Source organism: Acidovorax sp. NN32 (assembly GCF_057597245.1).
Map to the genome: position 1 here is coordinate 2,905,708 of NZ_CP199679.1, position 26,375 is coordinate 2,932,082.

Genomic DNA, 26,375 nt, shown 5'->3' on the forward strand with positions numbered 1-26,375 from the left:
TCCGCGCCGTCCGGCAACCATTCATTTCCATTGAACCCAGAAATTCGAGAGGCTGACATGAGCTACGTGTTTTCTCCCGCCCCCGTGGCCAGCGTGCCCGTGGCGGGCAGCGGCGACCGCTTTCCCGTACACCGCATTTATTGCGTGGGCCGCAACTATGAAGAGCATGCCAAGGAAATGGGCTTCACCGGCCGCGAGCCACCCTTCTTCTTCATGAAGCCCGCCGATGCCATCGTGGTGGTCAACGCGGGTGAAACGGGCCAGCTGCCCTACCCCAGCCTCACCGCCAACCTGCACCACGAGATCGAACTGGTCGTGGCCATCGGCAAGGGTGGCAAAAACATCAAGGCCGCCGACGCATTGGCACACATCTATGGCTATGCCGTGGGCCTGGACATGACACGCCGCGACCTGCAGAACGACATGAAAAAACAGGGCCGCCCCTGGTGCATCGGCAAGGGCTTTGATGCCAGCGCGCCCATTGGCCCCATCACCCCGGCCGCCCAGGCGGGCGACGTTGCCAAGGCGGCCATCTGGCTGCAGGTCAACGGAACGGACAAGCAGCGCAGCAGTGTGGCGCAGCTGATCTGGAACATTGCCGAAACCATCGAACACCTCTCGGCCGCGTGGGAGCTGCAGCCCGGCGACCTGATCTACACAGGCACCCCCGAAGGCGTGGGCGCCGTGGTGCGCGGCGATGTGCTGGAGGGTGGTGTCGAAGGCCTGGGCACGCTGCGCTTGAGCGTGGTGTAACGCCCTGGCCGGGGCGCCGCGGGGCCCCAGTCTGGACGCACAGCCCCTGCACTATGCTTTTCATAGCTGCTTGCGCTTATAGAACGAGCGCTGGCAGCCGATTTGATTCGAAAAATCCTCCGATGACCTTCCGCAGCCCCATCAAACACTGCCGCGCCTGTGGCACCGCCGTGGTCTACCGCCTGCCGGACGACGGCGACACCAAACAGCGCGCGGTGTGCCCCGTCTGCAACACGGTGCACTACGAGAACCCGCTCAACGTGGTGGGCACGGTGCCCGCACTGCCCGATGGCCGCATCCTGCTGTGCAAGCGCAATATCGAACCCCGCTGGGGCAAGTGGACCCTGCCCGCAGGCTTCATGGAGCTGGACGAAACCACGGCCCAGGGCGCCGCGCGAGAAACAGACGAAGAGGCTGGCGCCCAGATTGAAATGGGCCCGCTGTTCAGCCTGCTGAATGTGCGCCGTGTGGGCCAGGTACACCTGTTTTACCGCGCCACGCTGCTGAGCGACCAGTTCAACCCCGGCTACGAGACCATCGAGGCGCGCCTGTTTGCCGAAGACGAGGTACCCTGGGACGAACTGGCCTTCCGCACCGTGAAGGAAACCCTGGAATGCTACTTTGCCGACCGCAAGGCGGGCGCCATGGGTATGCACTTCATTGACATCGAATAGGCCGTGGGATGACTGCCACTACCACCCCAACGTCCCCTGCCCCGGCCAGCACACCTCCCGATGGCCTGCCAGCCTACCGCTTGCTCACAGGCCCTGATGACGCCAGCTTTTGCCGCCGTGTCAGCGACGCGCTGGCACTGGGCTACCGGTTGTACGGATCCCCCGCCGCCACGTTCAACGGCCAGAACGTGATCGTGGCGCAGGCCATTGTGTGGCCTGGCACAGTGGTCTGACCTCCGCCCGTCCGACGCATCGCCGGTCGCGGGCCGTCAGCCGCCGAGCGCGCCGTGTCACGGCTTGGCGGGTATGACGATGACGGTACTGCCATCGCCCGAGGTTCCGGTATTACCGGTGTTGCCCTTGCTACCAGTGTTGCCGGTGTTGCCCTTGGCACCCGTGGCACCTGTATCCCCCTGGTAGCCCGTGGCGCCTTGCATGCCGGTAGCACCCGTGCTGCCCTGCCCGCCTGTGGCCCCTGTGGACCCCATGCTGCCCGTAGCCCCTGTGTAACCCGTGTTTCCCTGGTTGCCCGTGGCTCCGGTGGCTCCGGTATAGCCGGTGTCACCGGTCTTGCCGGTATATCCCGTATTGCCGGTATTGCCCTGCGCTCCCGGGGGGCCCATGGGGCCGGTGCAGGCGCCGAGGGTGAGGGTGGCCAGCACAAGCAAGGTGGTGGTAATCGTTTTCATGGTGAGTCCTTTGGCGTTGCATGCAGTCCAACAACGACTGCATGGGCCAATGTGCGGGCCCCACCATGAAAGGTCTGTTCGTTTACGCGCATAAGCCAGGCGCCAGCCGCACCATGGAGTGACTGGCGACGCCGTCCTACAACGTCAAAGTTGGCAGCGTTGTGCAACGCTTCGGTGGCTTGGGGTGCGCAGGCCCACCCCGCCGCTTCGCACCTACCCGCCCACCCGCTCCTCGGCTGGCACAGGCGGCCGGGACGAACCAGCAGGGTCCGTGGTGACCGGTGGCAGCCCATCACCGCTGGGCCGTGGCGGAGTTCCGGGCCAGGGGGCCGGTGCAGAGGGGGATTGCGCATCCCCTCCGAACAGGCCCCGAATCCATTCCCGCATCGCGCCCAGTGATCCATCCGCCGGTGGCGGGGGGGTATCCACAAACTCGTCTACAAAGCGGTCATTCCCGTTGATCGCCCTGGTGCGAATGGCCTGCTGCATGAACTCGCCCACCATGGGCAACGCGCTGCGCGCCCCCTGCCCCCACGCATCGCTGCGCAGCGTGATGCGGCCGTCGTTGAAACCCGCCCAGGCACCCGCCACAACGCGCGCGTGCATCAGGATGAACCAGCCGTCGGTGTTGTCCTGCGTGGTGCCGGTCTTGCCCGCCACATCGGCCTGGATGCCATAGCGGGTGCGGATTGCGGTGGCCGTGCCCCGGTCGATGGCGCCGCGCATGGTATTGCGCAAGGTCTGCGCGGCGCGTGGCTCGAAAACCGTTTCGGGGGCAGACGGCGCAAAAGTCTCCAGCACCTTGCCGTGGCGGTCCTCGATGCGGGTAATCAGCACGGGCTCCACATAGCGGCCCAGATTGGCGATGGAGCTGTAGGCCGTCACCATTTCCTTCAGGGTGACCGGGCTGGTGCCGAGCGCCAGAGATGGCACCTCTTCCAGCGGCGACTGGCGCACCCCCAGGGCCCGGGCCACCTCGGCCACGCGGGCCGGGCCCACCTGCTGCATGACCTGTGCGGTGATGGTGTTCTTGGAAAACGCCAGGCCATCGGCCAGCGTCATGGGCTGGTCGCTGGGCGGGCCGCCATCGGTGGGGCGCCACACGCGGCCTCCGCCCAGGGGGATTTCTACGGGCCCGTCCATCAGCGTATCGCTGGGCGACGCGCCACTGGCAAACGCCGCGCCATACACAAAGGGCTTGAACGTGGAGCCAGGCTGGCGCCGCGCCGCCTGCACATGGTCGAACGGGTCTTGCGCAAAGTCGCGGCTGCCCACCCACGCCAGCACATGGCCAGTGACCGGGTCCTGCGCCAGAAAACCAGCCTGCACGCGCGTCTTCTCGGCGCGCAGTTTCTGCAGGTAGGCGGTGTCATCCAGCAGCGCCTGCAATGCCTCTTCCGGGGCCTGGCCCTTGTCCACGGCGTTGCGGTATTCGGGGCTTTCGCGCACCAGCGTCTGCACCAGCTCGCTCTTCGGGCCCCAGCCATTGCGCTGGGACCAGGCGGTGTCGGCCACGCCCTGCAGCTGGCGCCCCTGGCGCGCCACGGCCTGGTTGGCAATGGCCTGCAGGCGCGAGTCGATGGTGGTGCGGATCACCAGGCCATCGGCATACAGGTTGTAGCCATGGCTGTCGGCCCACTCGATGAGCTGCTTGCGCAGCTGCATCGCAAAGTGGGGCGCGGGGCCCATGACCTCGGTCTGACGCTCGAAATTGACGCGCAGCGGGCGTTTTTGCAGGGCCTCCAGCTGCTTTTCTTCGAGCTTGCCGCGCTTGACCATTTGCGACAGCACGGTGTTGCGCCGTGCCTGGGCACGCTCGGGGTTGAGCACGGGGTTGTAGTAGGCCGTGCCCTTGAGCATGCCGATCAGCGTGGCGCTTTCCAGCACGTTGAGCTTGTCGGCCGACTTGTCGAAATACGTGCGCGCGGCCATCTCGATACCGTAGGCGTTGTAGAGGAACGGCACGGTGTTGAGGTAAGTCTCCAGGATCTCGTCCTTGGTGTACGACGCCTCGATCTTGAGCGCGGTGATCGCCTCCTTGAGCTTGCGCGTGAGGGCCTGTGGGAACACGCGCGAGCGCCCGATTTCCTCAGGGAACAGGTTGCGCGCCAGCTGCTGCGTGATGGTGGAGCCGCCCTGTGGGTCGCCGCGCAGCGTGTGCACCACCGACGACGCCGTGCGCCGCCAGTCGAGCCCGAAGTGGTCGTAGAAACGGTGGTCTTCGGTGGCGATGAGCGCATTCACCACGTTGGGTGATATCTGGCTCAACTCCACCCATTCACGGTTGGCCCAGCGGTATTCGGCCAGCAGCTTGCCGTCCACCGACATGAGCTGCGCGGGCAGCTCGCTCTTGGCCTTGCGGATGTCGCTGATGGAGGGGGTGAACGGGATCAGCACCAGCGTGTAGACCAGCACGGCGGCAGGCACGGCCAGGGCTCCCCACATCAGCGCGCGGCGCAGCGGGCGGGGTATCCAGGCGAACAGGCCGGCCAGCCAGCGGAACAGGGCCGCCGCGCGGGCCTGAAAGGAAAGCAGCAATGTGCGCATCAAAAACTCAGAGAAAGGGGAGATTGCTTCAGGCGCCTGTGCCCGACAGCAGGGCCAGCATGCCGGCTTCGTCCAGCACGGGCACGCCAAGCTCTTCGGCCTTGGCCAATTTGCTGCCGGCCTCGGCGCCCGCCACCACATAGCTGGTCTTCTTGCTGACCGAACCGGCCACCTTGGCACCAGCGGCTTCCAGCATGTCCTTGGCGACATCACGGCTGAGCGTGGGCAAGGTGCCGGTCAGCACCACCGTCTTGCCCGCCAGGATCTGCGGGGCACGCTCGGCCACCGGGCCTTCGGGCCAGGTCACGCCGCAGGCGCGCAGTTGCTCGACCACCTCACGGTTGTGCGGCTGCTGGAAGAAGGTGTGCAGGCTCTGTGCCACCACGGGGCCCACATCGTTCACCTCCAGCAACTGCTCCACGCTCGCATCCATGATGGCGTCCAGCGTGCCAAAGTGCCGAGCGAGGTCCTTGGCCGTGGCCTCGCCCACATGGCGCAGCCCCAGACCGAACAGGAAGCGCGGCAAGGTGGTCTGCTTGGATTTTTCGAGCGCAGCCAGCACGTTCTGGGCCGACTTCTCGGCCATGCGCTCCAGCGCGATGAGCGACGTGAGGCCCAGCCGGTACAGGTCAGGCAGCGTGCGGATCACGTTGGCGTCCACCAGCTGGTCCACCAGCTTGTCGCCCAGGCCTTCGATGTCCATGGCGCGGCGCGCGGCGAAGTGCAGGATGGCCTCCTTGCGCTGTGCGGCGCAGAACAGGCCACCCGTGCAGCGGTGGTTGGCTTCGCCCTTTTCGCGGACCACATCGCTACCGCACACGGGGCAGACCTTGGGCATGCGAAAGTTGGAGACGTATACCTCGCGAGGAGGATTTCCGTGACGTTGCTTGATAGGGACACCATCAACAGAAATGACTTCCGTTGCATCGGTGAGTGGGGGCATGACTCCCACGACTTCGGGAATCACATCACCGGCTCGGCGCACGATCACCTGATCGCCCACCCGCACGCCTTTTTTGCGAATCTCGAACAGGTTGTGCAGCGTGGCATTGGTGACGGTAACCCCACCGACAAACACAGGAGTAAGACGCGCTACCGGCGTGATCTTGCCCGTACGCCCCACCTGCACGTCGATGCCCTCGACCTTGGTGGCCATCTCCTGCGCCGGGTACTTGTGCGCCACGGCCCAGCGCGGCTCGCGGGTCTTGAAGCCCAGGTCGCGCTGCAACTGCAGGGAATTGACCTTGTAGACCACACCGTCGATGTCGTACGGCAGCGCATCGCGGCTGGCTCCCACCTGCTGGTGAAATGCTACCAATTCAGTAGCACCTACCGCAATCTGCACCTGCGCTGCAACTGGAAAACCCCAGGACTTCAGCGTCTGCAGCATCTCGTAGTGCGTGCGGAACACCGGCCCGCCATCGCCGGGCGGCGTGATGGCGCCCAGGCCATAGGCAAAAAAGCTCAAGGGGCGCTGGGCGGTGATGCCGGAGTCGAGCTGGCGCACCGCACCCGCTGCGGCGTTGCGTGGGTTCACAAAGGTCTTGCCGCCCTGCTCTCGCTGGCGCTCGTTGAGAGCATCAAAGTCTGCGCGGCGCATGTAGACCTCGCCACGTACTTCGAGCAGCGGCGGTACACCGCCAGGCAGCGTGAGGGGTATCTGCCGGATCGTGCGGATGTTGTGCGTCACGTCCTCGCCCACCTCACCATCACCGCGCGTAGCGGCTTGCACCAGACGGCCGTTTTCGTAGCGCAAGCTCATGGCCAGGCCGTCGAACTTGGGCTCGGCCACGTATTCGATGGCAGGGTCAGATTCCGACAGGCCCAGCTCGCGCCGCACGCGGGCATCAAACGCCTGCGCGCCGGTGGCCTCGGTGTCGGTTTCGGTGTGGATGCTGAGCATGGGCACCGCGTGGCGCACCGATGCCAAGCCCTCCATCACCGCACCAATCACGCGCTGCGTGGGCGAATCGGGGGTGACGAGGTCGGGGTGCGCAGCCTCCAGCGCCTGCAACTCGCGGAACACACGGTCGTATTCGGCATCGGGCACCGTGGGTTCGTCCAGCACGTAGTACTGGTGCGCCCAGTGGTTGAGCTGGTCGCGCAGTGCTTTGATTTTGATAGCTGGTTGCGCTTGATCTGCGGGCGCTGGAGCCGAAAAAAGATCAGATTGCTCAGTCATGGCGGACCGCCCTGGGGTTCTTCTGGACGAAGCCCAATTCCTGGTTGCCAACAAAGCCGGCAGATTCATAGAGTCGGTGCGCTTGCTTGCGTTGAGCACCCGAGAGAAGAAATACCTTGCAGCAATTCATTGTCCAAGCTGCATCCAGAGCGAACTCCAGAGCAGCAAGTGCCAGCCCCCGGCGACGAAAGCGCTCGCCCGTAATCACGTGCTCAATGACACCGATGGGCATTCCTGCACTCGCGAAATTGGGGATCGAAGCCAGCATGCAGGTGGCACCGACTTCGCCTTCGCAAAGCGCAACGACGAGGCGCGCCTGCGGAGACTGCAACACGACACGAAAATGCGTCAAGGACGCATCACTGTCCACCTCGGGGTCCTGAGGCCGCAGTTCTCTGTACAGAGCTTTGACAGCGCCGTGGTCAGCTTCGGTTGCCAGACGGACCTGCATTGCACTCATGCGCTGCACTAGCTGAAAAGTCGTCGCGCCAGCACCGACCCGGCCGACAGATCCCGTCCATCGAGCTGGTCATACAGCAGCTCCAGGTCCGCAGCAATCGGATCCATGGCCATCGCGGGCAGCGGCTGGCCGTTCTGGTCGCAGAGCACCCCATCCATCGCGTCGCACAGCGCGGCCCCTACGTCGCGCAGGCGCGCAAAGGGTTGTTCGGCACGGTGGACTTGCGCCACGTCCAGGCTCAGCGTGATGTCGCGGATGGCGGACTGGTCGGGGTCTTCGGCCAGCGCAGCCTGGGTGTCGTAGCCCAGCGTGAGCAGGGGCGGCAAGCCCTGTGCGCTGGCAGGCAGCACCAGGCGGCCGGGCATGGCTCCGGGCACAAAGCCCAAGCGGGCGGCGTTCTGCTGCACGTAGCCGGGGCTCCAGGCGGCCTGGCGGGCGCGCAGCATGAACATGAGCTGGGCGTCGTGGTCGCTGGCGAACTGGTCCAGCTCGCGGGCGCGGGCCACTTCCTGCAGCATGTCGGGGAAGTCAGGGGCGGCATTGATGGCGTCGGCAAACGCCTGGGCCTTGACGACGAACTCGGAGAACTCGATCTCGTTGAGCGCGCCCATGCGGTTGGCCAGCTGCACACCGGCCTGGAAGCTCTGGTAGCGCTGGCCCGGTGCAGGGGTTTCCCACTGCTGGTTCGCTTCGTTGAGGCCTTCGATGGCAAACGGCTTGCTGCCTGCGCGGCGGGTCGGCGGCAGCGCGGCCAGGGCAGCATCGCCCGACACCACATGCTCGGGCTGCAGCGATGCAATGACATCGATGAGCGGATCGAGCCCGGGGCGACGCTCCAGCGAAAACGGTGGCACGGGCAGCTGCAGGGCCTCATCGGCATCCACCGCGTGCTCCGAGGGATCGGGGCCCCGGTCGAGGCCGTGAAACTCACCCGGCGGTACGGCCACGGCAGCCCCCGCATCGAAGCCGGGCTCCTGGCGCTGGGTCGGCTCGCCCGCGGGATCCACCGGCTCTTGCGGCAGCGCGCGCTTGGGCGCATTGCGGCGCGAGGTCCAGGTGTTGTAGGCCACGATGAGGGCCAGCACCAGACCGCCGATGATGGCCAGACTCAGTTGCAATGTGCTCATGGGTTCAGAGAATTTGAGTTTTTCAGGCGTCGGCCATCGAAAGCGCGGACTCCATGTCCACCGCTACGATGCGCGACACGCCCTGCTCCTGCATGGTCACGCCGATCAGTTGCTCGGCCATTTCCATCGCGATCTTGTTGTGGCTGATGAACAAAAACTGCGTGCCCTTGCTCATGCTGGACACGAGCTTGGCATAACGCTCGGTGTTGGCGTCGTCCAGCGGCGCGTCCACCTCGTCCAGCAGGCAGAACGGCGCGGGGTTGAGCTGGAAGATGGCAAACACCAGTGCGATGGCCGTGAGGGCCTTTTCGCCCCCCGACAGCAGGTGAATGGTCTGGTTCTTCTTGCCGGGTGGCTGGGCCATCACCTGCACACCGGAATCAAGGATTTCGTCGCCCGTGATGATGAGCTTGGCCTGGCCGCCGCCAAACAGCTCGGGGAACATGCGCCCGAAGTGGCCGTTGACCGTATCGAAAGTGCCTGAGAGCAGCTGGCGTGTTTCGCCATCGATCTTGCGGATCGCGTCTTCCAGCGTGTTCATGGCCTCGGTCAGGTCGGCGGTTTGCGCATCGAGGAAGATCTTGCGTTCGCTGGCCAGCTTCAGTTCGTCCAGTGCTGCCAGGTTCACGGCGCCCAGAGCGGCGATCTCGCGGTGCAGACGGTCGATTTCGCTTTGCAGGCCACCCACGCGCACATTGCCTTCGGTGATCGACTGGGCCACGGCTTCGAGGTCGGCCTGGGCGTCGGTCAGCAAGGTGGTGTACTGCTCCAAGCCCAGGCGCGCGGCCTGCTCCTTGAGCTGGAATTCGGTGATGCGCGCACGCAGCGGGTCGAGCGCACGTTCGAGCTGCATGCGGCGTTCATCGCTGGCGCGCAGCTTGGTCGTCAGATCGTCGTATTCGCTGCGCTGGGCGGCGAGCGCCTTTTCGCGCTCCATCTTCACTTCCAGCGCGGCCTGCAGGCCGCCTTGCGCAGCGGCATCCGACAGGCGGGCAAGCTCGTCGCGCGCGCGCTGCTCTTCGTCGGCCAGGGCCTTGGCCTGCTGGGTGGCGGTTTCGATGGAGCGGTTGAGTTCGGCGCGGCGCGCCTCCAGGCTGCGTTGCGAGAAGGTGGCCTCTTGCGCTTGGCGCTCCAGCGTGCGCTGCTGTTCGCGGCAGGCGGTGAGCTTGCGCTCAGCCTCGATGACCTTGTCGCCCAGTTGCGCTTCGCGCTCCTGGCTGTCGGCCAGCTGCATGTCCAATTCTTCAAAACGCGCTTCGGCCGCCACGCGGCGTTCCTGCAGGTCGGCCAGCTGGGCCTCCACTTCGGCCAGGTCGCCGTCGATTTGCTGGCTGCGCGCGCGGGTCTGTTCGGCCAACTGCGTGAGGCGCAGGGTTTCGACCTGCAGCTCGTGGGCGCGGCTTTGTGTTTCGGTCGCTTCGCGGCGTGCGGCCACGAGGCGCTGCGAGGCATCGGCATAGGCCGCTTCCGCACGGACCAAAGCGGTGCGTGATTCTTCGGCGATCAGCGCCTGCGCGCGCAATTCCTTTTCGAGGTGCTCGATCTCCTGGGCGCGGGCCAGCATGCCGGACTGCTCGGAGTCCTGCGCGTAAAAGCTCACGCTGTGCGCACTGACGGCATGGCCGGTAGGAACAAACACCACCTCCCCGGGTTGCAGCGTGCTGCGGCGGGCCAGGGCGTCGTCCAGCGTGGGGGCGGTGTAGCAGCCTTGCAGCCAGTCCACCAACACGGCACGCAGGCCCGCGTCGTTCAGGCGCAGCAGGTCCGACAGGCGAGCATGGGGCGACGATGTTTCGGGGTGGCCCGCAGCGGGGGCGCTGTAGAAGGCCAGGCGCGCGGGCGGCGCGTCGTTGCCGCCCGAGCCCAGGAAGCCGCGCACCATGTCCAGGCGCCCTACTTCCAAGGCGGCCAGGCGCTCGCGCAGGGCCGCTTCGAGCGCGTTTTCCCAGCCGGGTTCGATGTGGATGCGGCTCCACAGGCCCTGCAAGCCATCGAGGCCGTGCTTGGCGAGCCAGGGGCGCAGCTTGCCGTCGGTCTTGACCTTTTCCTGAAGCGCCTTGAGGGCCTCCATGCGGGCCGACAGCTCAGCCTGGCGTGCGCTCTCGCTGTTCACGGCCTGCTGGCGGGCGCGGCGGTCGTCGTCCAGCTGGGGCACGGACTCCTGCAGCTCGTGCAGGCGGGCTGCGGTGGTTTCAGCGATCTCTTGCGCTTCTTCGAGCTGCTCACGCAAGTTGGTCAGGCGGGCTTCGTCGGGCGCGGCCAGCGCATTGCGGTCGGTGCGCAGGCGCTCGAAGCGGGCATCGAGCTGGCGGCTTTGCTCGTCAAAGCTGCGCTGCTCGGCGGCGAGCACGCCAATCTGCTGCTGCACCTGCACCACGGCAGTCCGTTGCTCGGCCGTGCGGCTTTGCGCCTGGCGCAGGGCCTCTTCCAGGTCGGGCAGCTGCATGGCTTGTTCTTCGACCTGGGCGGCCAGCAGCTCGGCGCGTTCTTCGGCGTCCACACCCGCACCGGCCAGGTTTTCCAGTTCGATGTCGGCCTCTTCCTTGCGGGTCTGCCACTGCGCGATCTGCTCTGCCAGCTGCACCAGGCGCTGCTCCACGCGCTGGCGGCCCTCGACCACGTAGCGGATCTCGGCTTCGAGCTTGCCGACCTCGGCCGTAGCTTCGTAGAGCTTGCCCTGGGCCTGGTTGACCTGATCGCCCGCTGCGTAGTGGGCCTGGCGGATAGTTTCGAGGTCCGACTCGACCGCGCGGAGGTCGGCCATGCGCGATTCGAGGTCATTCACGGCCTGCAGGCCGTCCAGGCGCACCTTGTTCTGCTGCTCCTCGGCCTCGGCCCGCTTCAAAAACCACAGCTGGTGCTGCTTGAGCGTCGCATCGGCATGCAGCGTGTTGTATTTGGCGGCCACCTCGGCCTGCTTTTCGAGCTTTTCGAGGTTGGCATTCAGCTCGCGCAGGATGTCTTCGACACGCGTGAGGTTCTCGCGCGTGTCCGACAGGCGGTTTTCGGTCTCGCGGCGGCGCTCCTTGTATTTGGAGACGCCCGCAGCCTCTTCGAGGAACAGGCGCAGTTCCTCAGGGCGGCTTTCGATGATGCGGCTGATGGTGCCCTGGCCGATGATGGCGTAGGCACGGGGCCCCAGGCCCGTACCCAGGAACACGTCCTGCACGTCGCGGCGGCGCACGGGCTGGTTGTTGAGGTAGTAGCTGCTGGTGCCGTCACGCGTGAGCACGCGGCGCACGGCCACCTCGCCGTACTGGCCCCACTGCCCGCCCGCACGGTGGTCGGAGTTGTCGAAGACCAGCTCCACACTGGCGCGGCTGGCCTGCTTGCGGGTGGTGGTGCCGCTGAAGATCACGTCCTGCATGGACTCGCCACGCAGCTCGCTGGCCTTGCTCTCGCCCAGCACCCAGCGCACCGCATCCATGATGTTGGACTTGCCGCAGCCGTTCGGGCCCACCACGCCGACCAGTTGCCCGGGCAGCATGAAGTTGGTGGGTTCAGCGAACGACTTGAAACCGGAAAGCTTGATCGAGGTGAGACGCACGGGTCAGGGGGCGGGCAAAAAGAGGAAGAAGGCTGGGGTGCAAAAAGTGGCGCCAGACGGACGTTCCGGGCCGGAACACGCAGGCCGCAGCAAGGGCGGAATGATACCGCGCCGCCCGATGACCACGGGCCCTTGGCAGCATGCCCAGACGCCAGAGCGAGGGTGCGACAGAAACATTTGGAAAAAACAGGCCCTACCGCTTATCCAGAAACGATTTCACGCTATGAATATTGATATTCTGCAGCAGTGCCAGCAAGGCCCGGGGCCGGATGGGGGCAGCGTTCCTGGGTTACGCGCCGTGTGCGTCGTGTGCGTCCTGCGGGTCCTGCGCATCCACCCCATTGGTTTTGCGCACCAGTGCCTCAAACTCGGCCACGGGCACGGGCGGGCTGAAGAGGTAGCCCTGCCAGGCGTGGCAGTTGTGGCGCTCCAGAAACTCGCGCTGGGCCTCGGTTTCCACCCCTTCGGCGATCACGCGCAGGCCCAGGCTGGTGCCCAGGGCCACCACGGTGCGGGCGATGGCGGCGTCGTTGGGGTCGGTGAGCACGTCGCGCACAAAACTTTGGTCGATCTTGAGCTGGTCCAGCGGCAGGCGCTTGAGGTAGGCCAGCGACGAGTACCCGGTACCAAAGTCGTCCAGCGAGAAGCCCACACCATATCCCTTGAGCTGGCCCATCTTTTCGATCGTGTCTTCCACGTCCTGCAGCAGCAGGCCCTCAGTCAGTTCCAGCTTGAGCTGCGGCCCCTGCGCGCCTGAGCTGGCCAGTGCTGCCAGCACCTGGGCCACAAAACCGGCCTGGTGGAACTGGCGCGGGCTCACGTTCACGGCCAGCCCCAAACCCGCCAGGTCCGCGTGCCGCGCCCAGCGGGCCAGTTGCGCGCAGGCCGCCTGGAGCACCCATTCACCCAGCGGAAGGATGAGGCCGGTCTCTTCCGCCAGCGGAATGAAATGCGCAGGCGAGACAAAGCCGTCGCGGGGATGGCGCCAGCGCAGCAGCGCCTCGGCCCCCGTGATGCGGCCCCGGTCGATCTGCGGCTGGTAGTACAGCTCGAACTGGCCCTGCGCCAGGCCGATGCGCATGTCCAGCTCCAGCGCGGCGCGCGCGCTGACAGCAGCCTGCATCTGGGGGTCGTAAAAGCGCAGGGTGTCGCGGCCCGCATTTTTGGCCTGGTAGAGCGCCAGGTCGGCCCGCTTGAGCAGCTCGTCGACCGTCTCGCGCATGCCGCTGAAAATGGTGACCCCCATGCTCAGCGAGCTGTGGTGCGCCGCGCCGTTGAGCACGTAGGGCTCGCGCAGGGCGGTCAGGATGCGCTGACCCACCTCTTCGCTGCGGGCCGCAGCCTCCTCAGGGTTGTCGCCCAGGTCTTCCAGCACCACCACAAACTCGTCGCCCCCCTGGCGGGCCACGGTGTCGTCCTCGTGCACGCAATAGCGCAGCCGGTGGGCCACCTGCAGCAGCAGGTTGTCGCCGCTGTCGTGGCCCCGGGTTTCGTTCAGTGTCTTGAAATTGTCCAGATCCAGCAGCAGCAAGGCGCCGCTGCGCTGGTGGCGGGCACTGGTGGCCAACGCCTGCTGCAACCGGTCCATGAGCAGGCGGCGGTTGGGCAAGCGGGTGAGCGGGTCGTAGTAGGCCAGGTTGTTGATCTCTTCCTCGGCCGCCTTGCGCTGACTCAGGTCCTGCATGGTGACAAGGTGCCCGCCCTCCACCACAACTCCCGACACCTCGACGGGCCGCCGTGTGCCGTCGGCACAGCGAATGGTGTATTCGCGGGCGGGTATGACCCCGTCGCCCGCCACGGCCTGCTTTGCGGCCTGGCGCCAGGCATCGTGGACAGCGGTGCGTTCAGATTCGTCGGGGTAAGCGCGCTGCCACCAGGTTTCCACGTCCGGTACGTCTTGCGCCGTGTAGCCGCAGATCTGCACGTAGCGGTCGTTGCGAAAACTGATGCGGCCGTCGGTCTGAACCAGGCACAGGCCCATGGGCAGGCGTTCCAGGATGCCGCGCAGCCGGTGCTCGTTGCTGCGCAGGGTGTCTTCCATGCGCTTGCGCGCGGTGATGTCCTGCACCACCGCGATGTGGTGGTCAGGCCGGGCCCCGGGTACCCACATGGGCGACACCGTGAGGTCCACCCACACGATGTGCCCGCTCTTGTGGAGGTAGCGCTTTTCGAGCCGGTACTCGGGCACTTCGCCTTTCTTGAGGCGTTCCAGGTGCTGCGTGTCGGCCTCCAGGTCGTCAGGATGGATGAGGGCCTGGACATGGAGCGCAGCCATCTCGTCAGGGCTGTAGCCCACGATGTCGCAATAGCGCTGGTTGGCGCGCAGAAATCGGCCGGTGGTGGTGTCCAGCAGCGCCACGCCCACGCTGGCCTGGTTGAACAAAGCATGAAACCGCTCTTCGCTTTCGCGCCGGGCATCTTCGGACACCTGGGCCCGTGCGAGGGCCAGCGTGCGCTGGCGCACCAGCAGGCCCACCGTAGACGCGAGCAGCAAGGAGACCAGCGCACCGCCCAGCCCTACAAGCACGGGCAGCCGCGCCTCGGAGGGCGACAGGAACGAGCGCGCCGGGTAGAAGGTCAGTCGCCAGCGCCGGTCATGCACCTGCAGGTCGCGCACAAACGGCTGCGCCCCCGGCAATGCCGCCGATGACTGTGCCAGCAAGGGCCGCACCGTGGAGTCGGCAGAGCCTGCCCGCACCGAACCATGGTCGGCCATGGACACGACGATCCCGTTGAGCAGGCCCTGGCTGCCCAGCGCCTGCACCAGGTCATACACCCGGATGGTGGACGCCACGGCCCCCAGGAAGCGGGGCTCCGGCGTGCCCGCCGTGTAGTCAAAAACCGGCACGCGGATCACAAACCCCTGGCGGTGTGTTTCTTCCTGCAGCAAATCAAACGGGGCAGAGACCACAGTGTGGCCGCTGTCCCGGCTGTACTGCATGGCGGCCAGGTTGGTGGGCTGGCTGCTGATGTCAAAGCCCAGCACACCTTCGTTGCCTGCCATGGGCCACAGGTATTCGGCCACAAAGTATTCCGCCCGTTCGCCCGGCGGCCGGATGGTGAAGTTGGGGTAGCCCTGGGAGGTCAGCGAAGTGTCGGCACGCACGCGGGCTTCGTAGGCGGCCCGCTCGGCGCCAGGCACCCAGCGGGTGAACGACAGGTTGCGCACACCGGGGTAGCGCTGGCCCACCTCCAGGTCGCTGGCCGCGCGCTCAAACTCCAGGCGCGTGAGGTGGGGATTCGCCGTGAACAGGCCGCGCAGGCCGTTGACGACTTCGGTATGCCCTTCGATGCGCTGGCTCAGCGCATCGGCAAACCCGCGCGCCTCCTGCATGAACCGCGCGCGCCCGACCTGGGCCACAGAGTCGGCCTGCTGCCAGGCCAGCCAAAGGCTTACCGTCACTCCGAGCACAGCCACGCCCAACCCGGCCATCCAGTGCCGGTATCGACCGTTTTGCGTCAGTGGGGCCATGGCGTGGGGCGGGTGGGCGTTGGAATTCGGTGTCAGAGCAGAGCCTGGACAAAGGTACCTGCGTTATGGGTATGTGCCATGGCAGCCGCACCAAGGATTCGGGCAAAGCGCAGGATAGCGGCAATCTGCCATCCGTTGGAGCAAGCGGCGGCACAACAACTGGTTACCAATCAGTTATTTGGTAGAAAGTGCCGTCAGCGCAACACCCTCATGCGTCGACAGCTATGAATTGATGAGCGGTTTTCATAACCCAGGTCAAGAGAGTGTCTGCCCCGGGCGGCCCGCCACCGGGTACGGTGCAAAGCGGCTTCGATTCTCGTTCACATCCAGCGAGCGCCCTATGGGGGGAAACGCCCGCTGCGGGCAGGCGTCGCGCTCACACACCTTGCAGCCCATGCCGATGGGCACGGCGGCCTCGGGGTTGGCGAGGTCCAGCCCACGGGAATACACCAGCTGCGGTGCATGCCGGATGTCGCAGCCCAGTGCCACCGAGAACTCCTTGCCGGGCGCGCCCCACCCGCCCCCGCTGCGCGACACCGCGCGGGCCACCCACAGGTAGGCGCGGCCATCGGGCATGCGCGCCACCTGCGGCACGATGCGGCCGGGCTGTGCGAAGGCCTCGTACACATTCCACAGCGGGCAGGTGCCGCCGATCTTGCTGAAGTGAAAGTGTGTGGCCGACTGCCGCTTGCTGATGTTGCCCGCCCGGTCCACCCGGATGAAGAAGAACGGTACGCCCCGCGCGCTGGGCCGCTGCAAGGTGGACAGGCGATGGCACACGGTCTCGAAGCCGACACCAAACTGCTGGCCCAGTCGGTCGATGTCGTAGCGCGCCGCTTCGGCCGCCTCCAAAAAGGCCGTGTAGGGCAGCACCAGCGCCCCCGCAAAGTAGTTGGCCAGACCGATGCGCGCCAGCGCCCGGGCCTGGTCGCTGGACAGCCCGGCGCTGTCGGCCAAGCGCTGCAGCTCCGCGCCCTGCTCCAGAAACGCCAGCTGCGTCGCCATCTGAAACGCGCGCTGCCCGCGCTCCAACCCCGCCGCCAGCTGCAGCAGCCCGGCCTCGGCCTGGAACACGCGCTGCGCCTGGCCAGGCAGGTCGGCCACATCCACCACGCGCACCCCGTGGGCCACGAGCAGGCGTTGGGCCAGCGCCTCATCGGCCCGGCCGGGCAGCAGGCCCCAGTCGGCGGCACATCGCTCGGCCGCATCGTCCAGCTCGGCAATATGGTTCTGGCGCGCAAAGAAGAAGTCGCGCACTTCTTCATAGGCCATGGGTGGGTGCGGGGCCAACACGCCCTCGCCGCTGCGGTCATTGCCCAGGGCCGCCAGCCGCTCCAGGGCCTGCCGGTGCCGCTGGTGGAGCGCCAGTAGTGTGCGCGCGACGGCAGGCATACCTGCGGCCAGCTCGCGGATCTCGGCCAGCGAGACGGCATCGCCCGCGCCCTCCCCGCCCACACCCGCAGGCAGGTCAGCCAGCACCTCTCGAAGGCCGGTGATCAGACGCGCCTCGTCGTCGTCAGAAAACCGCTGCACATCCACACCGAACACGGCGTTGATCTTGAGCAGAACGGGCACCGTGAGCGGGCGCTGGTTCTGCTCCAGCTGGTTGAGGTAGCTGGCCGACAGGTCCAGCGCCCGGGCCAGCGCCACCTGGGTCATGCCGCGCTCTTCGCGCAGGCGGCGCAAGCGCACACCCATGAAGGTTTTTTTCATTCCATCTTTCTCAGTGGTGCGTCGCAGCACCTTCACCATCATTCGCAATATTTGCAAATTGACGGTTTTGCATTCGCAATCATTCGCCAATTTAGGACTTACAGAGGGGTGCCATTGTGCGTAAATTGCGAAGCATGACAACCCCCACTGGCACCGTCGAGCTGACGGAAATCGTGTTCCCCGCCGAAGCCAACCACTACGGCACGCTGTTTGGCGGCAACGCCTTGCAGCTCATGGCCAAGGCGGCATTTCTGGCAGCGCGCGGCGCCGCACAGCGCGATGTGGTGATGGCGGGCGTGACCGACGTGCGTTTTCTGGCCCCCGTGCCCGTGGGCCATGTGCTCACGCTGCGCGCCTGGGTCACCCGCGTCGGCCGCAGCTCGCTCACCGTGTGCGTGACCGGTCTGGCCGCCACGCTGGGCTCGCCCCAGGACGAAGTGCTGAAGGGGATTTTTGAAATGGTGGCGGTGGATGGCAAAGGTCGCCCCGCTGCCATCACCAACGCATATGTAAACCAGGAGACCGCATGACTACCACCGTTGAAACCCCGGGCTTCAAGCCCAAGAAGTCCGTCGCGCTCTCGGGCGTGACGGCGGGCAACACCGCCCTGTGCACCGTAGGCCGCACGGGCAACGACCTGCACTACCGGGGCTACGACATCCTCGACATTGCCGAGGTCTGCGAATTCGAAGAAATCGCCCACCTGCTGGTGCATGGCAAGCTGCCCACGCGCGCCGAACTGCGCGCCTACAAGGCCAAGCTCAAGGCCCTGCGCGGCCTGCCGATGAGTGTGAAGCAGGCGCTGGAGCAACTGCCCGCCGCCAGCCACCCCATGGATGTGATGCGCACGGGCGTCTCTGCCCTGGGCTGTGCCCTGCCCGAAAAGGACGACCACAACCTGCCGGGCGCGCGCGACATTGCCGACCGGTTGATGGCGTCGCTGGGCTCCATGCTGCTGTACTGGTACCACTGGGCCAGCTCGGGCCGCCGCATCGAGGTGGAGACGGATGACGACTCCATCGGCGCGCACTTCTTGCACCTGCTGCACGGCACCCAACCCAGCGCCGCCTGGGAGCGTGCGATGCACACCTCGCTCAACCTCTATGCCGAGCACGAGTTCAACGCCAGCACCTTCACCGCCCGCGTGGTGGCCGGCACGGGCAGCGACATGTATTCGGCCATCACCGGCGCCATCGGCGCGCTGCGCGGACCCAAGCATGGTGGTGCCAACGAGGTGGCTTTCGAGATCCAGAAACGCTACGACAGCCCGGACGAAGCCGAGGCCGACATCCGCCGCCGCGTGGAGGCCAAGGAAGTGGTGATCGGATTCGGCCACCCGGTCTACACCGTGAGCGACCCGCGCAATGTGGTCATCAAAGGCGTTGCGCACAACTTGTCGCAAGAGGCTGGCAGCACCAAGATGTATGACATTGCCGAGCGGCTGGAGACCGTGATGTGGGAGGTGAAAAAGATGTTCCCCAACCTCGACTGGTTCAGCGCCGTGAGCTACCACATGATGGGCGTGCCCACCGCCATGTTCACTCCGCTGTTCGTCATCGCACGCACCAGCGGCTGGGCGGCGCACATCATCGAGCAGCGGCAGGACAACAAGATCATCCGGCCGAGTGCGAACTACACCGGGCCGGAAGACCTGGCGTTCGTACCAATCCAGGACCGCAAATAAAAATCAAGACGACCCAGTACCCAGCCCCATGGCCATGAACACCCTGTACCGCAAGCAACTGCCCGGCACGCAGCTGGACTACTTCGACGCCAGCGAGGCCGTCAATGCCCTGCAACCCGCCGCCTGGGCCACCCTGCCCTACACCGCCCGCGTGTTTGCCGAAAACATCGTGCGCCGCGCCGATCCGGCCACCGTCAACGACTGCCTGCGCCAGCTCGTCGAGCGCCGCAGCGACCGCGACTTCCCCTGGTACCCGGCGCGCGTGGTGTGCCACGACATCCTGGGCCAGACGGCGCTGGTGGACCTGGCAGGCCTGCGCGATGCGATTGCCAAAGAAGGCGGCGACCCGGCCCAGGTGAACCCTGTGGTGCCGGTGCAGCTGATCGTGGACCATTCCCTGGCGGTGGAATGTGGCGGGTTCGACCCCGATGCGTTTGCCAAGAACCGCGCCATCGAAGACCGCCGCAACGAAGACCGCTTTCACTTCATCGAGTGGACGAAAAAAGCCTTTGCCAACGTGGATGTGATCCCGGCGGGGAACGGGATCATGCACCAGATCAATCTGGAAAAAATGTCGCCCGTGGTCCATGCCGACCGGGGCGTGGCATACCCCGACACCTGCGTGGGCACCGACAGCCACACACCGCATGTGGACGCCCTGGGCGTGATCGCCATCGGCGTGGGCGGCCTGGAGGCCGAGAACGTGATGTTGGGGCGCGCATCGATGATGCGGCTGCCCGAGATCGTGGGCGTGGAGCTGACCGGACATCGCCAGGACGGCATCACCGCCACCGATGTGGTGCTGGCGCTCACCGAGTTTTTGCGCAAGGCCAAGGTGGTGGGCGCCTACCTGGAGTTCTTTGGCGAAGGCGCAGCCAAGCTCACGATTGGCGACCGCGCCACCATCTCGAACATGGCGCCCGAATACGGTGCCACGGCGGCCTTGTTCAGCATCGACGAACAGACGCTGGAGTATCTGACGCTGACGGGCCGCGAGGCGGAACAAGTGAAGCTGGTCGAGACCTATGCCAAGGCAGCGGGATTGTGGTCCGACACCCTCAAAGACGCTGTCTACGCACGCAACCTGGTGTTCGACCTGTCGAGCGTGGTGCGCAACCTGGCCGGCCCCTCCAACCCCCACGCGCGCGTGGCCACGTCCGACCTGGCGGCCCAAGGCATCGCGGGCCCCTGGGCCATGCCCGCACCACAGGAGGGCACGATGCCCGATGGCGCCGTGGTCATTGCCGCCATCACCAGCTGCACCAACACCAGCAACCCGCGCAACGTGATCGCCGCCGCGCTGCTGGCGCGCAACGCCAACCGGCTGGGCCTTACGCGCAAGCCCTGGGTCAAGACCTCGCTGGCGCCCGGCTCCAAGGCGGTGGAGCTGTATCTGAAGGAAGCGGGCTTGCTGGCCGACCTGGAAAAGCTCGGCTTTGGCATCGTCGGCTTTGCCTGCACCACCTGCAACGGGATGAGTGGCGCGCTGGACCCTGCCATCCAGCAGGAGATCATTGACCGTGACTTGTACGCCACCGCCGTGCTCTCGGGCAACCGCAATTTCGACGGGCGCATCCACCCCTATGCCAAGCAGGCCTTCTTGGCCTCGCCCCCGCTCGTGGTGGCCTATGCGATTGCGGGCACGGTGCGTTTTGACATTGAAAAAGACGTGCTGGCGGTGGTGGATGGCAGTCCGATCCGCCTCAAGGACCTGTGGCCCAGCGATGAAGAAATCGACGCGGTGGTAAAGGCCGCCGTCAAAAGCGCACAGTACCGCGCGGTGTACGAACCCATGTTCGCCATCCGACACGACGATGGCCAGCGCGTGTCGCCGCAGTACGAGTGGCGCCAGCAGTCCACCTACATCCGCCGCCCGCCCTACTGGGACACCGAGGGCATCGGCGCGCTGGCCGCCCACCCGCGCACCCTGCGGGGCATGCGCCCGCTGGCCATCCTGCCCGACAACATCACCACCGACCACCTGTCGCCATCCAACGCCATCTTGCCGGACAGTGCAGCGGGCGAGTACCTGGCGCGCATGGGCGTGTCCGAGGAGGACTTCAACTCCTACGCCACGCACCGGGGTGACCACCTCACGGCCATGCGCGCCACGTTTGCCAACCCGCAGCTCGTCAACGAGATGGCCGTGGTGGATGGCAAAGTGAAAAAGGGATCGCTCGCCCGCGTGGAGCCCGAAGGCCAGGTCATGCGCATGTGGGAGGCCATGGAAACCTATCTGAACCGCCGCCAGCCGCTCATCATCATTGCCGGTGCCGACTACGGCCAGGGGTCGAGCCGCGACTGGGCTGCCAAGGGTGTGCGGCTGGCGGGGGTGGAGGTGGTGGTTGCCGAGGGCTTTGAGCGTATTCACCGCACCAATCTGATCGGGATGGGTGTGTTGCCGCTGGAGTTTGAGGTGGGGGTCAATCGCATCACGCTGGGGCTGGATGGGAGGGAGGTGTATGACGTGGAGGGTGATCTGATGCCCGGTGCGACGGTGATGCTTGTTGTTCAACACAAGCTGGGTGAGGTGGTGAGAGTGCCCATGCGCTGTCGGCTAGACACTGCAGAGGAGGTTTCGGTGTACGCGGCGGGTGGTGTGCTGCAGCGTTTTGCGCAGGATTTTTTGGCGGCGCGGGCTGGGGTCGCCCCCTCTCCCCACCCCCTCTCCCGCGAGGGGAGAGGGGCTCGCGCACGATGACAATCACTGCTATTTATCTTGCTCCCCTCGCCCCTTGTGGGAGAGGGGCCGGGGGAGAGGGGGCCTACCCATGGACCAACGCCAATTCACCAAAACCCTGCGCCAGAACATGACCGACGCCGAACAGCTGCTCTGGAGGCACCTGCGCGCCCACCGCATGGACGACCAGAAGTTCCGCCGCCAACAACCCATCGGCCCCTATATCGTGGACTTTGTGCATTTCGGTCTGCGGCTGATCGTGGAAGCCGATGGCGGGCAGCATGTGGATTCGGAGCACGACGCTGCCCACGACGCCTGGCTGTACAGCCAGGGCTTCACCCTGCTGCGGTTTTGGAACAACGACATCCTGCACAACACGGATGCGGTGCTGGAAAGCATCTGGAATGCTGTGCGTGCGGGCACCCCCTCTCCCCCGGCCCCTCTCCCACAAGGGGCGAGGGGAGGAACACCATGAACAACCATCCTTCTCAAATCAAAATCCCTGCCACTTACATGCGTGGCGGCACTAGCAAAGGTGTCTTCTTCAAGTTAGAAGACCTGCCCGCCCCCGCCCAGCAACCTGGCCCCGCCCGCGACGCCCTGCTGCTGCGCGTGCTGGGCAGCCCTGATCCGTACGGCAAGCAGATCGACGGCATGGGCAATGCGTCGTCGAGCACCAGCAAGGCCGTGATCCTGTCGCGCAGCACGCGGCCGGGCCACGACGTGGACTACCTGTTTGGCCAAGTGTCCATCGACCAGCCTTTTGTGGACTGGAGCGGCAACTGCGGCAACCTGTCGGCTGCGGTGGGGCCGTGCGCCATCCACATGGGGCTGATCGATGCGGCGCGGATTCCGCAGGACGGCACCATCCCCATCCGCATCTGGCAGGCCAACATCGGCAAGACCATCGTGGCGCATGTGCCCATCACCCAGGGGCAGGTGCAAGAAACGGGTGACTTTGAATTGGACGGCGTGACTTTTGCAGCCGCCGAGGTGGCGCTGGAGTTCATGGACCCGGCGGACGATGGCGATGATGGGGGAGCCATCTCGACAGCGCCGGGCCGCCCCAAGCTGGCGAGGGCCCCCTCGGGGGGCAGCGAACCACACGCAGTGGGGAGCGTGGGGGCGTTATTCCCGACGGGCAACGTGATGGACACCTTGGAGGTGCCCGGGGTCGGCAGCTTCGCCGCCACGCTGATCAACGCGGGCATCCCCACCATTTTTCTCAACGCGCAAGAGCTGGGTTACACCGGCACCGAGCTGCAGCAGGCCATCAACGGCGATGCGGCGGCACTGGCGCGCTTCGAGACGATCCGCGCGCACGGCGCCCTGCGCATGGGCTTGATCCAGCAGCTGAGCGAGGCCGCCACCCGCCAGCACACACCCAAGATCGCGTTCGTCGCGCCACCGGCCAGCTACACGGCCTCCAGCGGCAAAGCCATTGACGCCAAAGACATCGACCTGCTGGTGCGCGCTCTCTCCATGGGCCAACTGCACCACGCCATGATGGGCACGGCGGCGGTGGCCATTGGCACGGCGGCAGCCATCCCAGGCACGCTGGTCAACCTGGCAGCGGGTGGTGGTGTGCGCAGCAGCATGCGGTTTGGCCATCCCTCGGGCACCTTGCGTGTGGGGGCCGAGGCAGTCCAGACCAACGGCCAGTGGACAGTGACCAAGGCCCTCATGAGCCGCAGCGCCCGCATCCTGATGGAAGGCTGGGTGCGTGTGCCTGGCGGTATTTTTTGAGTTTTTTGGCCCCTTCCGCCCGTCCATCAAGCCTTAACAGCTACAAAAACAGTAGCAAATCAAGTCCCTTGCAATTCATGAACACCAAACAACAACTCAAGGCCCTGGCCCACGCCCGCCGGGGTGTCATCGTGCCCGGCGCGTTCAACGCGCTTTCCGCCCGTGTCGTGGCCGACCTGCGCTTTGAAGCCATTTACATCACCGGCGCAGGCGTCACCAACATGTGGTTCGGCCTGCCAGACCAGGCCTTCATGGGCCTCACCGACATTACAGACCACACGGCCCGCATCCGCGATGCGGTGGAGCACCTGCCGCTCATCGTCGATGCCGACACCGGTTTTGGTAACGCCCTCAATACCTACCATGCGGTGCGAACACTGGAGCGCGCAGGTGCCGACTGCATCCAGCTCGAAGACCAGGTCAGCCCCAAGCGCTGCGGGCACTTCAGCGGCAAGGAGGTGATCAGCACCGACGAGATGCTGGGCAAGATCAAGGCCGCCGTAGACGCTCGCCGCGACCCCAACACCCTCATCCTGGCACGCACGGATGCCTGCGCCACCCAGGGCTTTGAAGCGGCAGTGGAGCGCGCCCAGCGTTTTCAGGAGGCGGGCGCCGACATCCTGTTTGTGGAGGCCGTCACCACGCTGGACGAGATCCGCGCCCTGCCCCAGCGGCTGGCCGCGCCCCAACTGATGAACATGGTGATCGGCGGCAAGACGCCCATCACCAGCGCTGAAGAACTGGCCGCCCTGGGCTACGGCCTGGTGCTGTACGCCAACGCCGCGCTGCAGGGCGCGGTGGCGGGCATGCAGAAGGCGCTGACCGTGCTGCGCGACACCCAACGCATTGATGAAGACCCCGCCCTGGTGGCGCCGTTTGCCGAGCGCCAGCGGCTGGTCCAAAAAATGGCCTGGGATGCGCGGGAAGAGAAATACACCTAAAAAATGCCTACAGCGCTTTAACTACAAGCGCCAAAAGCTATTAATTTGATAGCAATCGGCACTCGCTTAATGGATATCCCTTGGGTTGCGGGCTGCATCCATGCCGCACAACAAGGGGGCGCACGGCACAATGGGTCTTCTTGGCACCTTGTGCGCGCTACCCTTCATGCAAAGCATCCCTTCTGAAAACGTGGTGGACCTGCTGCTCGACGCGGTCTGCGTCGTCCATGTGGACAGCACCATTGAGTTTGTAAGCCCGGCGTTCGAGCGCATCTTTGGCTACGCCCCCGAGGAAGTCATTGGCAAACGCATGTTCGACCTGGTGCACCCTGAAGACCTGGCCGTCACCCAAAGCCAGGCGCAGCGTGTGATGGATGGCCATCTGCAGTTGCAGTTTGAAAACCGCTATGTGCGCAAGGATGGCTCCATCGCGCACGTCCGCTGGACTGCGCGCTGGTTGCCTGACAAGCAGCGGCGGCTGGCGGTGGCGCACGACATCACCGAGCGCAAGTTCACCGAGTCCATGCAGGCGGTGATCTATGCCATCTCCGAAGCCGCTCACACCACACACAACCTGCAGGCGCTGTTCCAGCACATCCACCAGATCATCGGGCGCCTGCTGCCTGCCACCAACTTCGCGGTCGCGCTCTACGACGCCTGCAGTGATTCGTTGAGTTTTCCGTACCACGTCAATGAACCGGGCGCCGCCCCCACGCCCCCGGCGCCAGTGCAGGATGCGCTGTGTGCCGAGGTGATCCACAGCGGCAGCACCCTTCTGTTGACGCCCGATACCCCCAACAACGCCGACCCCCGCGCCGCGCAACTGCGCCGGCAGCTACCCCAGGAACACGCACCGCTCTACTGGCTGGGCGTGCCGCTGCAAACCCAGAAAGGCGCCATTGGTGCGCTGGTGCTGCAAAGCTACAACGAGCAGGGCCGCTACACCGAAAAGGACAAGGAACTGCTGCAGTTTGTCTCCACCCAGGTCGCAGCCGCCATCGAGCGCAAGCAGATGCACGAGCGCCTGGAGCACATGGCGCAGTACGACCAGCTCACGCACCTGCCCAACCGCCAGCTGTTTCTGGACCGACTCAAGACCGCACTGGCCCGCGCGCGGCGCGACCAAAGCCTGCTTTCGCTGCTGTTCCTCGACCTGGACGACTTCAAGCAGGTCAACGACAGCCTGGGCCATGCCATGGGCGACCTGCTGCTGCAGCGGGTGGCCCAGCGGCTGCTGGAGTGCGTGCGCGGCTCGGACACCGTCGCGCGCCTGGGGGGCGACGAATTTGTGGTGCTGCTCGAAGGCGGCCATGCCCGCGAACACGCCGCCGCAGCGGCCGACAAGATCCTGGCAGCCTTCGGCCAGCCATTTGACCTGGAAGGTATCCGCCTGAGCATCCAGCCGAGCATCGGCGTGGCCATCTACCCCGAGCATGGGGGCGAAGAACACCGGTTGCTGGGCCATGCCGACGAGGCGATGTACCTGTCCAAGAAAAGCGGCGGCAACCAGGTGCGGGTGGCTTCACCCCGGGATGGGCTGGTGCCTTGACGCTGGTTGCCGCACCGCCAGCCTGCTAAGCAGACCCGCCGCGCCCTCTCTCTTTTACTTCCACCCAAACCCTTTATTCCAAACGTTCCACGCCATGCTCTACAACGCGCTCCAGCTCGCCCATGTCCTGTCCATCATCGTGTGGATCGGTGGCATGGTGTTTGCCCATTTCTTTTTGCGCCCCGCAGCGCAGTCGCTGGAGCCCCCGCAGCGCGTGCGGCTCATGCACGATGTGCTGCAGCGCTTTTTCGCCGCCGTGGGAGTGGCCGTGCTGGTGGTGCTGGGCAGCGGGCTGTGGATGATCGGCCGCGTGGCCAAACAAACGGTGCAGGCCGGGGGCAGCTTTGCCATGCCACTGGACTGGACCATCATGGCCACGCTGGGCCTGGCGATGATGGTCATCTTCGGGCACATCCGGTTTGCGCTGTTCCGACGCCTGCAGCGGGCGGTGGCTGCATCGGATTGGCCCGCCGGCGGCAAGGCCCTGGGCAGCATCCGCAGCTGGGTGGGCGTGAATCTGGCCCTGGGCGTGGTGATCGTGGTGGTCACGCTGCTCGTCTAACGGTGGGCGCCCGCAAGCGACCTGTTGGCCACCACACGCCCTGCGCTGT

At 65.8% G+C, this 26,375-nt stretch carries 19 protein-coding genes; 11 read left to right on the plus strand and 8 right to left on the minus strand.

The genetic code is table 11. The features are described 5' to 3' along the window. Nucleotides 1–57: 57 nt before the first annotated feature. The 3 genes from ACT89O_RS13560 to ACT89O_RS13570 all read left to right on the plus strand — a co-directional run bounded on the left by ACT89O_RS13560 (nucleotide 58) and on the right by ACT89O_RS13570 (nucleotide 1,660). Nucleotides 58–753 (plus strand): fumarylacetoacetate hydrolase family protein, encoded by a 696-nt coding sequence (locus ACT89O_RS13560; protein ID WP_487260308.1) that lies wholly within the window; start codon nucleotides 58–60, stop codon nucleotides 751–753. Between the two features lie 122 nt (nucleotides 754–875). Continuing rightward, nucleotides 876–1,427 carry an NUDIX hydrolase gene (locus ACT89O_RS13565; protein WP_055397838.1) on the plus strand — a complete coding sequence of 184 codons (552 nt, stop codon included), beginning with the start codon at nucleotides 876–878 and terminating at the stop codon, nucleotides 1,425–1,427. A gap of 8 nt (nucleotides 1,428–1,435) precedes the next feature. Next, nucleotides 1,436–1,660, plus strand: a complete 225-nt coding sequence (locus ACT89O_RS13570; protein ID WP_487260309.1) for a DUF1737 domain-containing protein — start codon at nucleotides 1,436–1,438, stop codon at nucleotides 1,658–1,660. A gap of 57 nt (nucleotides 1,661–1,717) precedes the next feature. Here the strand turns inward: ACT89O_RS13570 and ACT89O_RS13575 are convergent, their stop codons facing one another. The 8 genes from ACT89O_RS13575 to ACT89O_RS13610 all read right to left on the minus strand — a co-directional run bounded on the left by ACT89O_RS13575 (nucleotide 1,718) and on the right by ACT89O_RS13610 (nucleotide 17,164). Further along, complete coding sequence (locus tag ACT89O_RS13575) at nucleotides 1,718–2,116, minus strand: collagen-like domain-containing protein (protein WP_055397836.1); 399 nt, start codon at nucleotides 2,114–2,116, stop codon at nucleotides 1,718–1,720. 213 nt (nucleotides 2,117–2,329) lie between these two features. Then, a complete protein-coding gene (locus ACT89O_RS13580) occupies nucleotides 2,330–4,663 on the minus strand; it encodes a penicillin-binding protein 1A (RefSeq protein WP_487260310.1) in 2,334 nt (777 codons plus the stop codon). Nucleotides 4,664–4,691: 28 nt separating this feature from the next. Beyond that, entirely contained in the window at nucleotides 4,692–6,845 is a 2,154-nt protein-coding gene (gene ligA / locus ACT89O_RS13585; protein ID WP_487260311.1) for an NAD-dependent DNA ligase LigA, read from the minus strand. Next, the gene (locus ACT89O_RS13590) at nucleotides 6,838–7,305 is read right to left on the minus strand and encodes a GNAT family N-acetyltransferase (RefSeq protein WP_487260312.1); all 468 of its coding nucleotides are present in this window, start codon (nucleotides 7,303–7,305) and stop codon (nucleotides 6,838–6,840) included. The genes ligA and ACT89O_RS13590 overlap by 8 nt, the downstream gene beginning before the upstream one ends. Before the next feature lie 8 nt (nucleotides 7,306–7,313). Further along, complete coding sequence (locus ACT89O_RS13595) at nucleotides 7,314–8,432, minus strand: cell division protein FtsZ (protein WP_487260313.1); 1,119 nt, start codon at nucleotides 8,430–8,432, stop codon at nucleotides 7,314–7,316. Between the two features lie 22 nt (nucleotides 8,433–8,454). Continuing rightward, nucleotides 8,455–11,979 (minus strand): chromosome segregation protein SMC, encoded by a 3,525-nt coding sequence (smc, locus tag ACT89O_RS13600; RefSeq protein ID WP_487260314.1) that lies wholly within the window; start codon nucleotides 11,977–11,979, stop codon nucleotides 8,455–8,457. Nucleotides 11,980–12,268: 289 nt separating this feature from the next. Next, a complete protein-coding gene (locus ACT89O_RS13605; protein WP_487260315.1) occupies nucleotides 12,269–15,451 on the minus strand; it encodes a bifunctional diguanylate cyclase/phosphodiesterase in 3,183 nt (1,060 codons plus the stop codon). A 255-nt stretch (nucleotides 15,452–15,706) separates the two neighbouring features. Further along, nucleotides 15,707–17,164 (minus strand): short-chain fatty acyl-CoA regulator family protein, encoded by a 1,458-nt coding sequence (locus tag ACT89O_RS13610; protein ID WP_487260316.1) that lies wholly within the window; start codon nucleotides 17,162–17,164, stop codon nucleotides 15,707–15,709. 134 nt (nucleotides 17,165–17,298) lie between these two features. On the opposite strand from ACT89O_RS13610, the gene ACT89O_RS13615 reads away from it, so the two are divergent. The 8 genes from ACT89O_RS13615 to ACT89O_RS13650 all read left to right on the plus strand — a co-directional run bounded on the left by ACT89O_RS13615 (nucleotide 17,299) and on the right by ACT89O_RS13650 (nucleotide 26,326). Beyond that, the gene (locus ACT89O_RS13615) at nucleotides 17,299–17,694 is read left to right on the plus strand and encodes an acyl-CoA thioesterase (RefSeq protein WP_487260317.1); all 396 of its coding nucleotides are present in this window, start codon (nucleotides 17,299–17,301) and stop codon (nucleotides 17,692–17,694) included. Then, nucleotides 17,691–18,848 carry a bifunctional 2-methylcitrate synthase/citrate synthase gene (gene prpC / locus ACT89O_RS13620; protein ID WP_487260318.1) on the plus strand — a complete coding sequence of 386 codons (1,158 nt, stop codon included), beginning with the start codon at nucleotides 17,691–17,693 and terminating at the stop codon, nucleotides 18,846–18,848. Before ACT89O_RS13615 ends, prpC begins: the two co-directional genes overlap by 4 nt. 34 nt (nucleotides 18,849–18,882) lie before the next feature. Beyond that, nucleotides 18,883–21,549 (plus strand): Fe/S-dependent 2-methylisocitrate dehydratase AcnD, encoded by a 2,667-nt coding sequence (gene acnD, locus ACT89O_RS13625; protein WP_487262861.1) that lies wholly within the window; start codon nucleotides 18,883–18,885, stop codon nucleotides 21,547–21,549. Between the two features lie 70 nt (nucleotides 21,550–21,619). After that, a complete protein-coding gene (locus ACT89O_RS13630; RefSeq protein WP_487260319.1) occupies nucleotides 21,620–22,003 on the plus strand; it encodes an endonuclease domain-containing protein in 384 nt (127 codons plus the stop codon). Then, the gene (locus ACT89O_RS13635) at nucleotides 22,000–23,274 is read left to right on the plus strand and encodes a PrpF domain-containing protein (protein ID WP_487260320.1); all 1,275 of its coding nucleotides are present in this window, start codon (nucleotides 22,000–22,002) and stop codon (nucleotides 23,272–23,274) included. Before ACT89O_RS13630 ends, ACT89O_RS13635 begins: the two co-directional genes overlap by 4 nt. A 77-nt stretch (nucleotides 23,275–23,351) precedes the next feature. Beyond that, the gene (locus ACT89O_RS13640) at nucleotides 23,352–24,215 is read left to right on the plus strand and encodes an isocitrate lyase/PEP mutase family protein (RefSeq protein WP_487260321.1); all 864 of its coding nucleotides are present in this window, start codon (nucleotides 23,352–23,354) and stop codon (nucleotides 24,213–24,215) included. Nucleotides 24,216–24,381: 166 nt separating this feature from the next. Beyond that, nucleotides 24,382–25,764: a sensor domain-containing protein gene (locus ACT89O_RS13645; RefSeq protein WP_436129225.1), complete on the plus strand. Its 1,383-nt coding sequence runs from the start codon at nucleotides 24,382–24,384 to the stop codon at nucleotides 25,762–25,764. Nucleotides 25,765–25,858: 94 nt separating this feature from the next. Beyond that, complete coding sequence (locus ACT89O_RS13650; RefSeq protein ID WP_055397820.1) at nucleotides 25,859–26,326, plus strand: CopD family protein; 468 nt, start codon at nucleotides 25,859–25,861, stop codon at nucleotides 26,324–26,326. The last annotated feature ends 49 nt before the right edge of the window (nucleotides 26,327–26,375 follow it).

What these genes read in the sequence shown, in the direction of transcription:
- ACT89O_RS13560 (WP_487260308.1), top strand. Translation starts at nt 58, where the DNA reads ATGAGCTACGTGTTTTCTCCCGCCCCCGTGGCCAGCGTGCCCGTGGCG.
- ACT89O_RS13565 (WP_055397838.1), top strand. Translation starts at nt 876, where the DNA reads ATGACCTTCCGCAGCCCCATCAAACACTGCCGCGCCTGTGGCACCGCC.
- ACT89O_RS13570 (WP_487260309.1), top strand. Translation starts at nt 1,436, where the DNA reads ATGACTGCCACTACCACCCCAACGTCCCCTGCCCCGGCCAGCACACCT.
- ACT89O_RS13575 (WP_055397836.1), bottom strand. Translation starts at nt 2,116, where the DNA reads ATGAAAACGATTACCACCACCTTGCTTGTGCTGGCCACCCTCACCCTC.
- ACT89O_RS13580 (WP_487260310.1), bottom strand. Translation starts at nt 4,663, where the DNA reads ATGCGCACATTGCTGCTTTCCTTTCAGGCCCGCGCGGCGGCCCTGTTC.
- ligA (WP_487260311.1), bottom strand. Translation starts at nt 6,845, where the DNA reads ATGACTGAGCAATCTGATCTTTTTTCGGCTCCAGCGCCCGCAGATCAA.
- ACT89O_RS13590 (WP_487260312.1), bottom strand. Translation starts at nt 7,305, where the DNA reads ATGAGTGCAATGCAGGTCCGTCTGGCAACCGAAGCTGACCACGGCGCT.
- ACT89O_RS13595 (WP_487260313.1), bottom strand. Translation starts at nt 8,432, where the DNA reads ATGAGCACATTGCAACTGAGTCTGGCCATCATCGGCGGTCTGGTGCTG.
- ACT89O_RS13605 (WP_487260315.1), bottom strand. Translation starts at nt 15,451, where the DNA reads ATGGCCCCACTGACGCAAAACGGTCGATACCGGCACTGGATGGCCGGG.
- ACT89O_RS13610 (WP_487260316.1), bottom strand. Translation starts at nt 17,164, where the DNA reads ATGAAAAAAACCTTCATGGGTGTGCGCTTGCGCCGCCTGCGCGAAGAG.
- ACT89O_RS13615 (WP_487260317.1), top strand. Translation starts at nt 17,299, where the DNA reads ATGACAACCCCCACTGGCACCGTCGAGCTGACGGAAATCGTGTTCCCC.
- prpC (WP_487260318.1), top strand. Translation starts at nt 17,691, where the DNA reads ATGACTACCACCGTTGAAACCCCGGGCTTCAAGCCCAAGAAGTCCGTC.
- acnD (WP_487262861.1), top strand. Translation starts at nt 18,883, where the DNA reads ATGAACACCCTGTACCGCAAGCAACTGCCCGGCACGCAGCTGGACTAC.
- ACT89O_RS13630 (WP_487260319.1), top strand. Translation starts at nt 21,620, where the DNA reads ATGGACCAACGCCAATTCACCAAAACCCTGCGCCAGAACATGACCGAC.
- ACT89O_RS13635 (WP_487260320.1), top strand. Translation starts at nt 22,000, where the DNA reads ATGAACAACCATCCTTCTCAAATCAAAATCCCTGCCACTTACATGCGT.
- ACT89O_RS13640 (WP_487260321.1), top strand. Translation starts at nt 23,352, where the DNA reads ATGAACACCAAACAACAACTCAAGGCCCTGGCCCACGCCCGCCGGGGT.
- ACT89O_RS13645 (WP_436129225.1), top strand. Translation starts at nt 24,382, where the DNA reads ATGCAAAGCATCCCTTCTGAAAACGTGGTGGACCTGCTGCTCGACGCG.
- ACT89O_RS13650 (WP_055397820.1), top strand. Translation starts at nt 25,859, where the DNA reads ATGCTCTACAACGCGCTCCAGCTCGCCCATGTCCTGTCCATCATCGTG.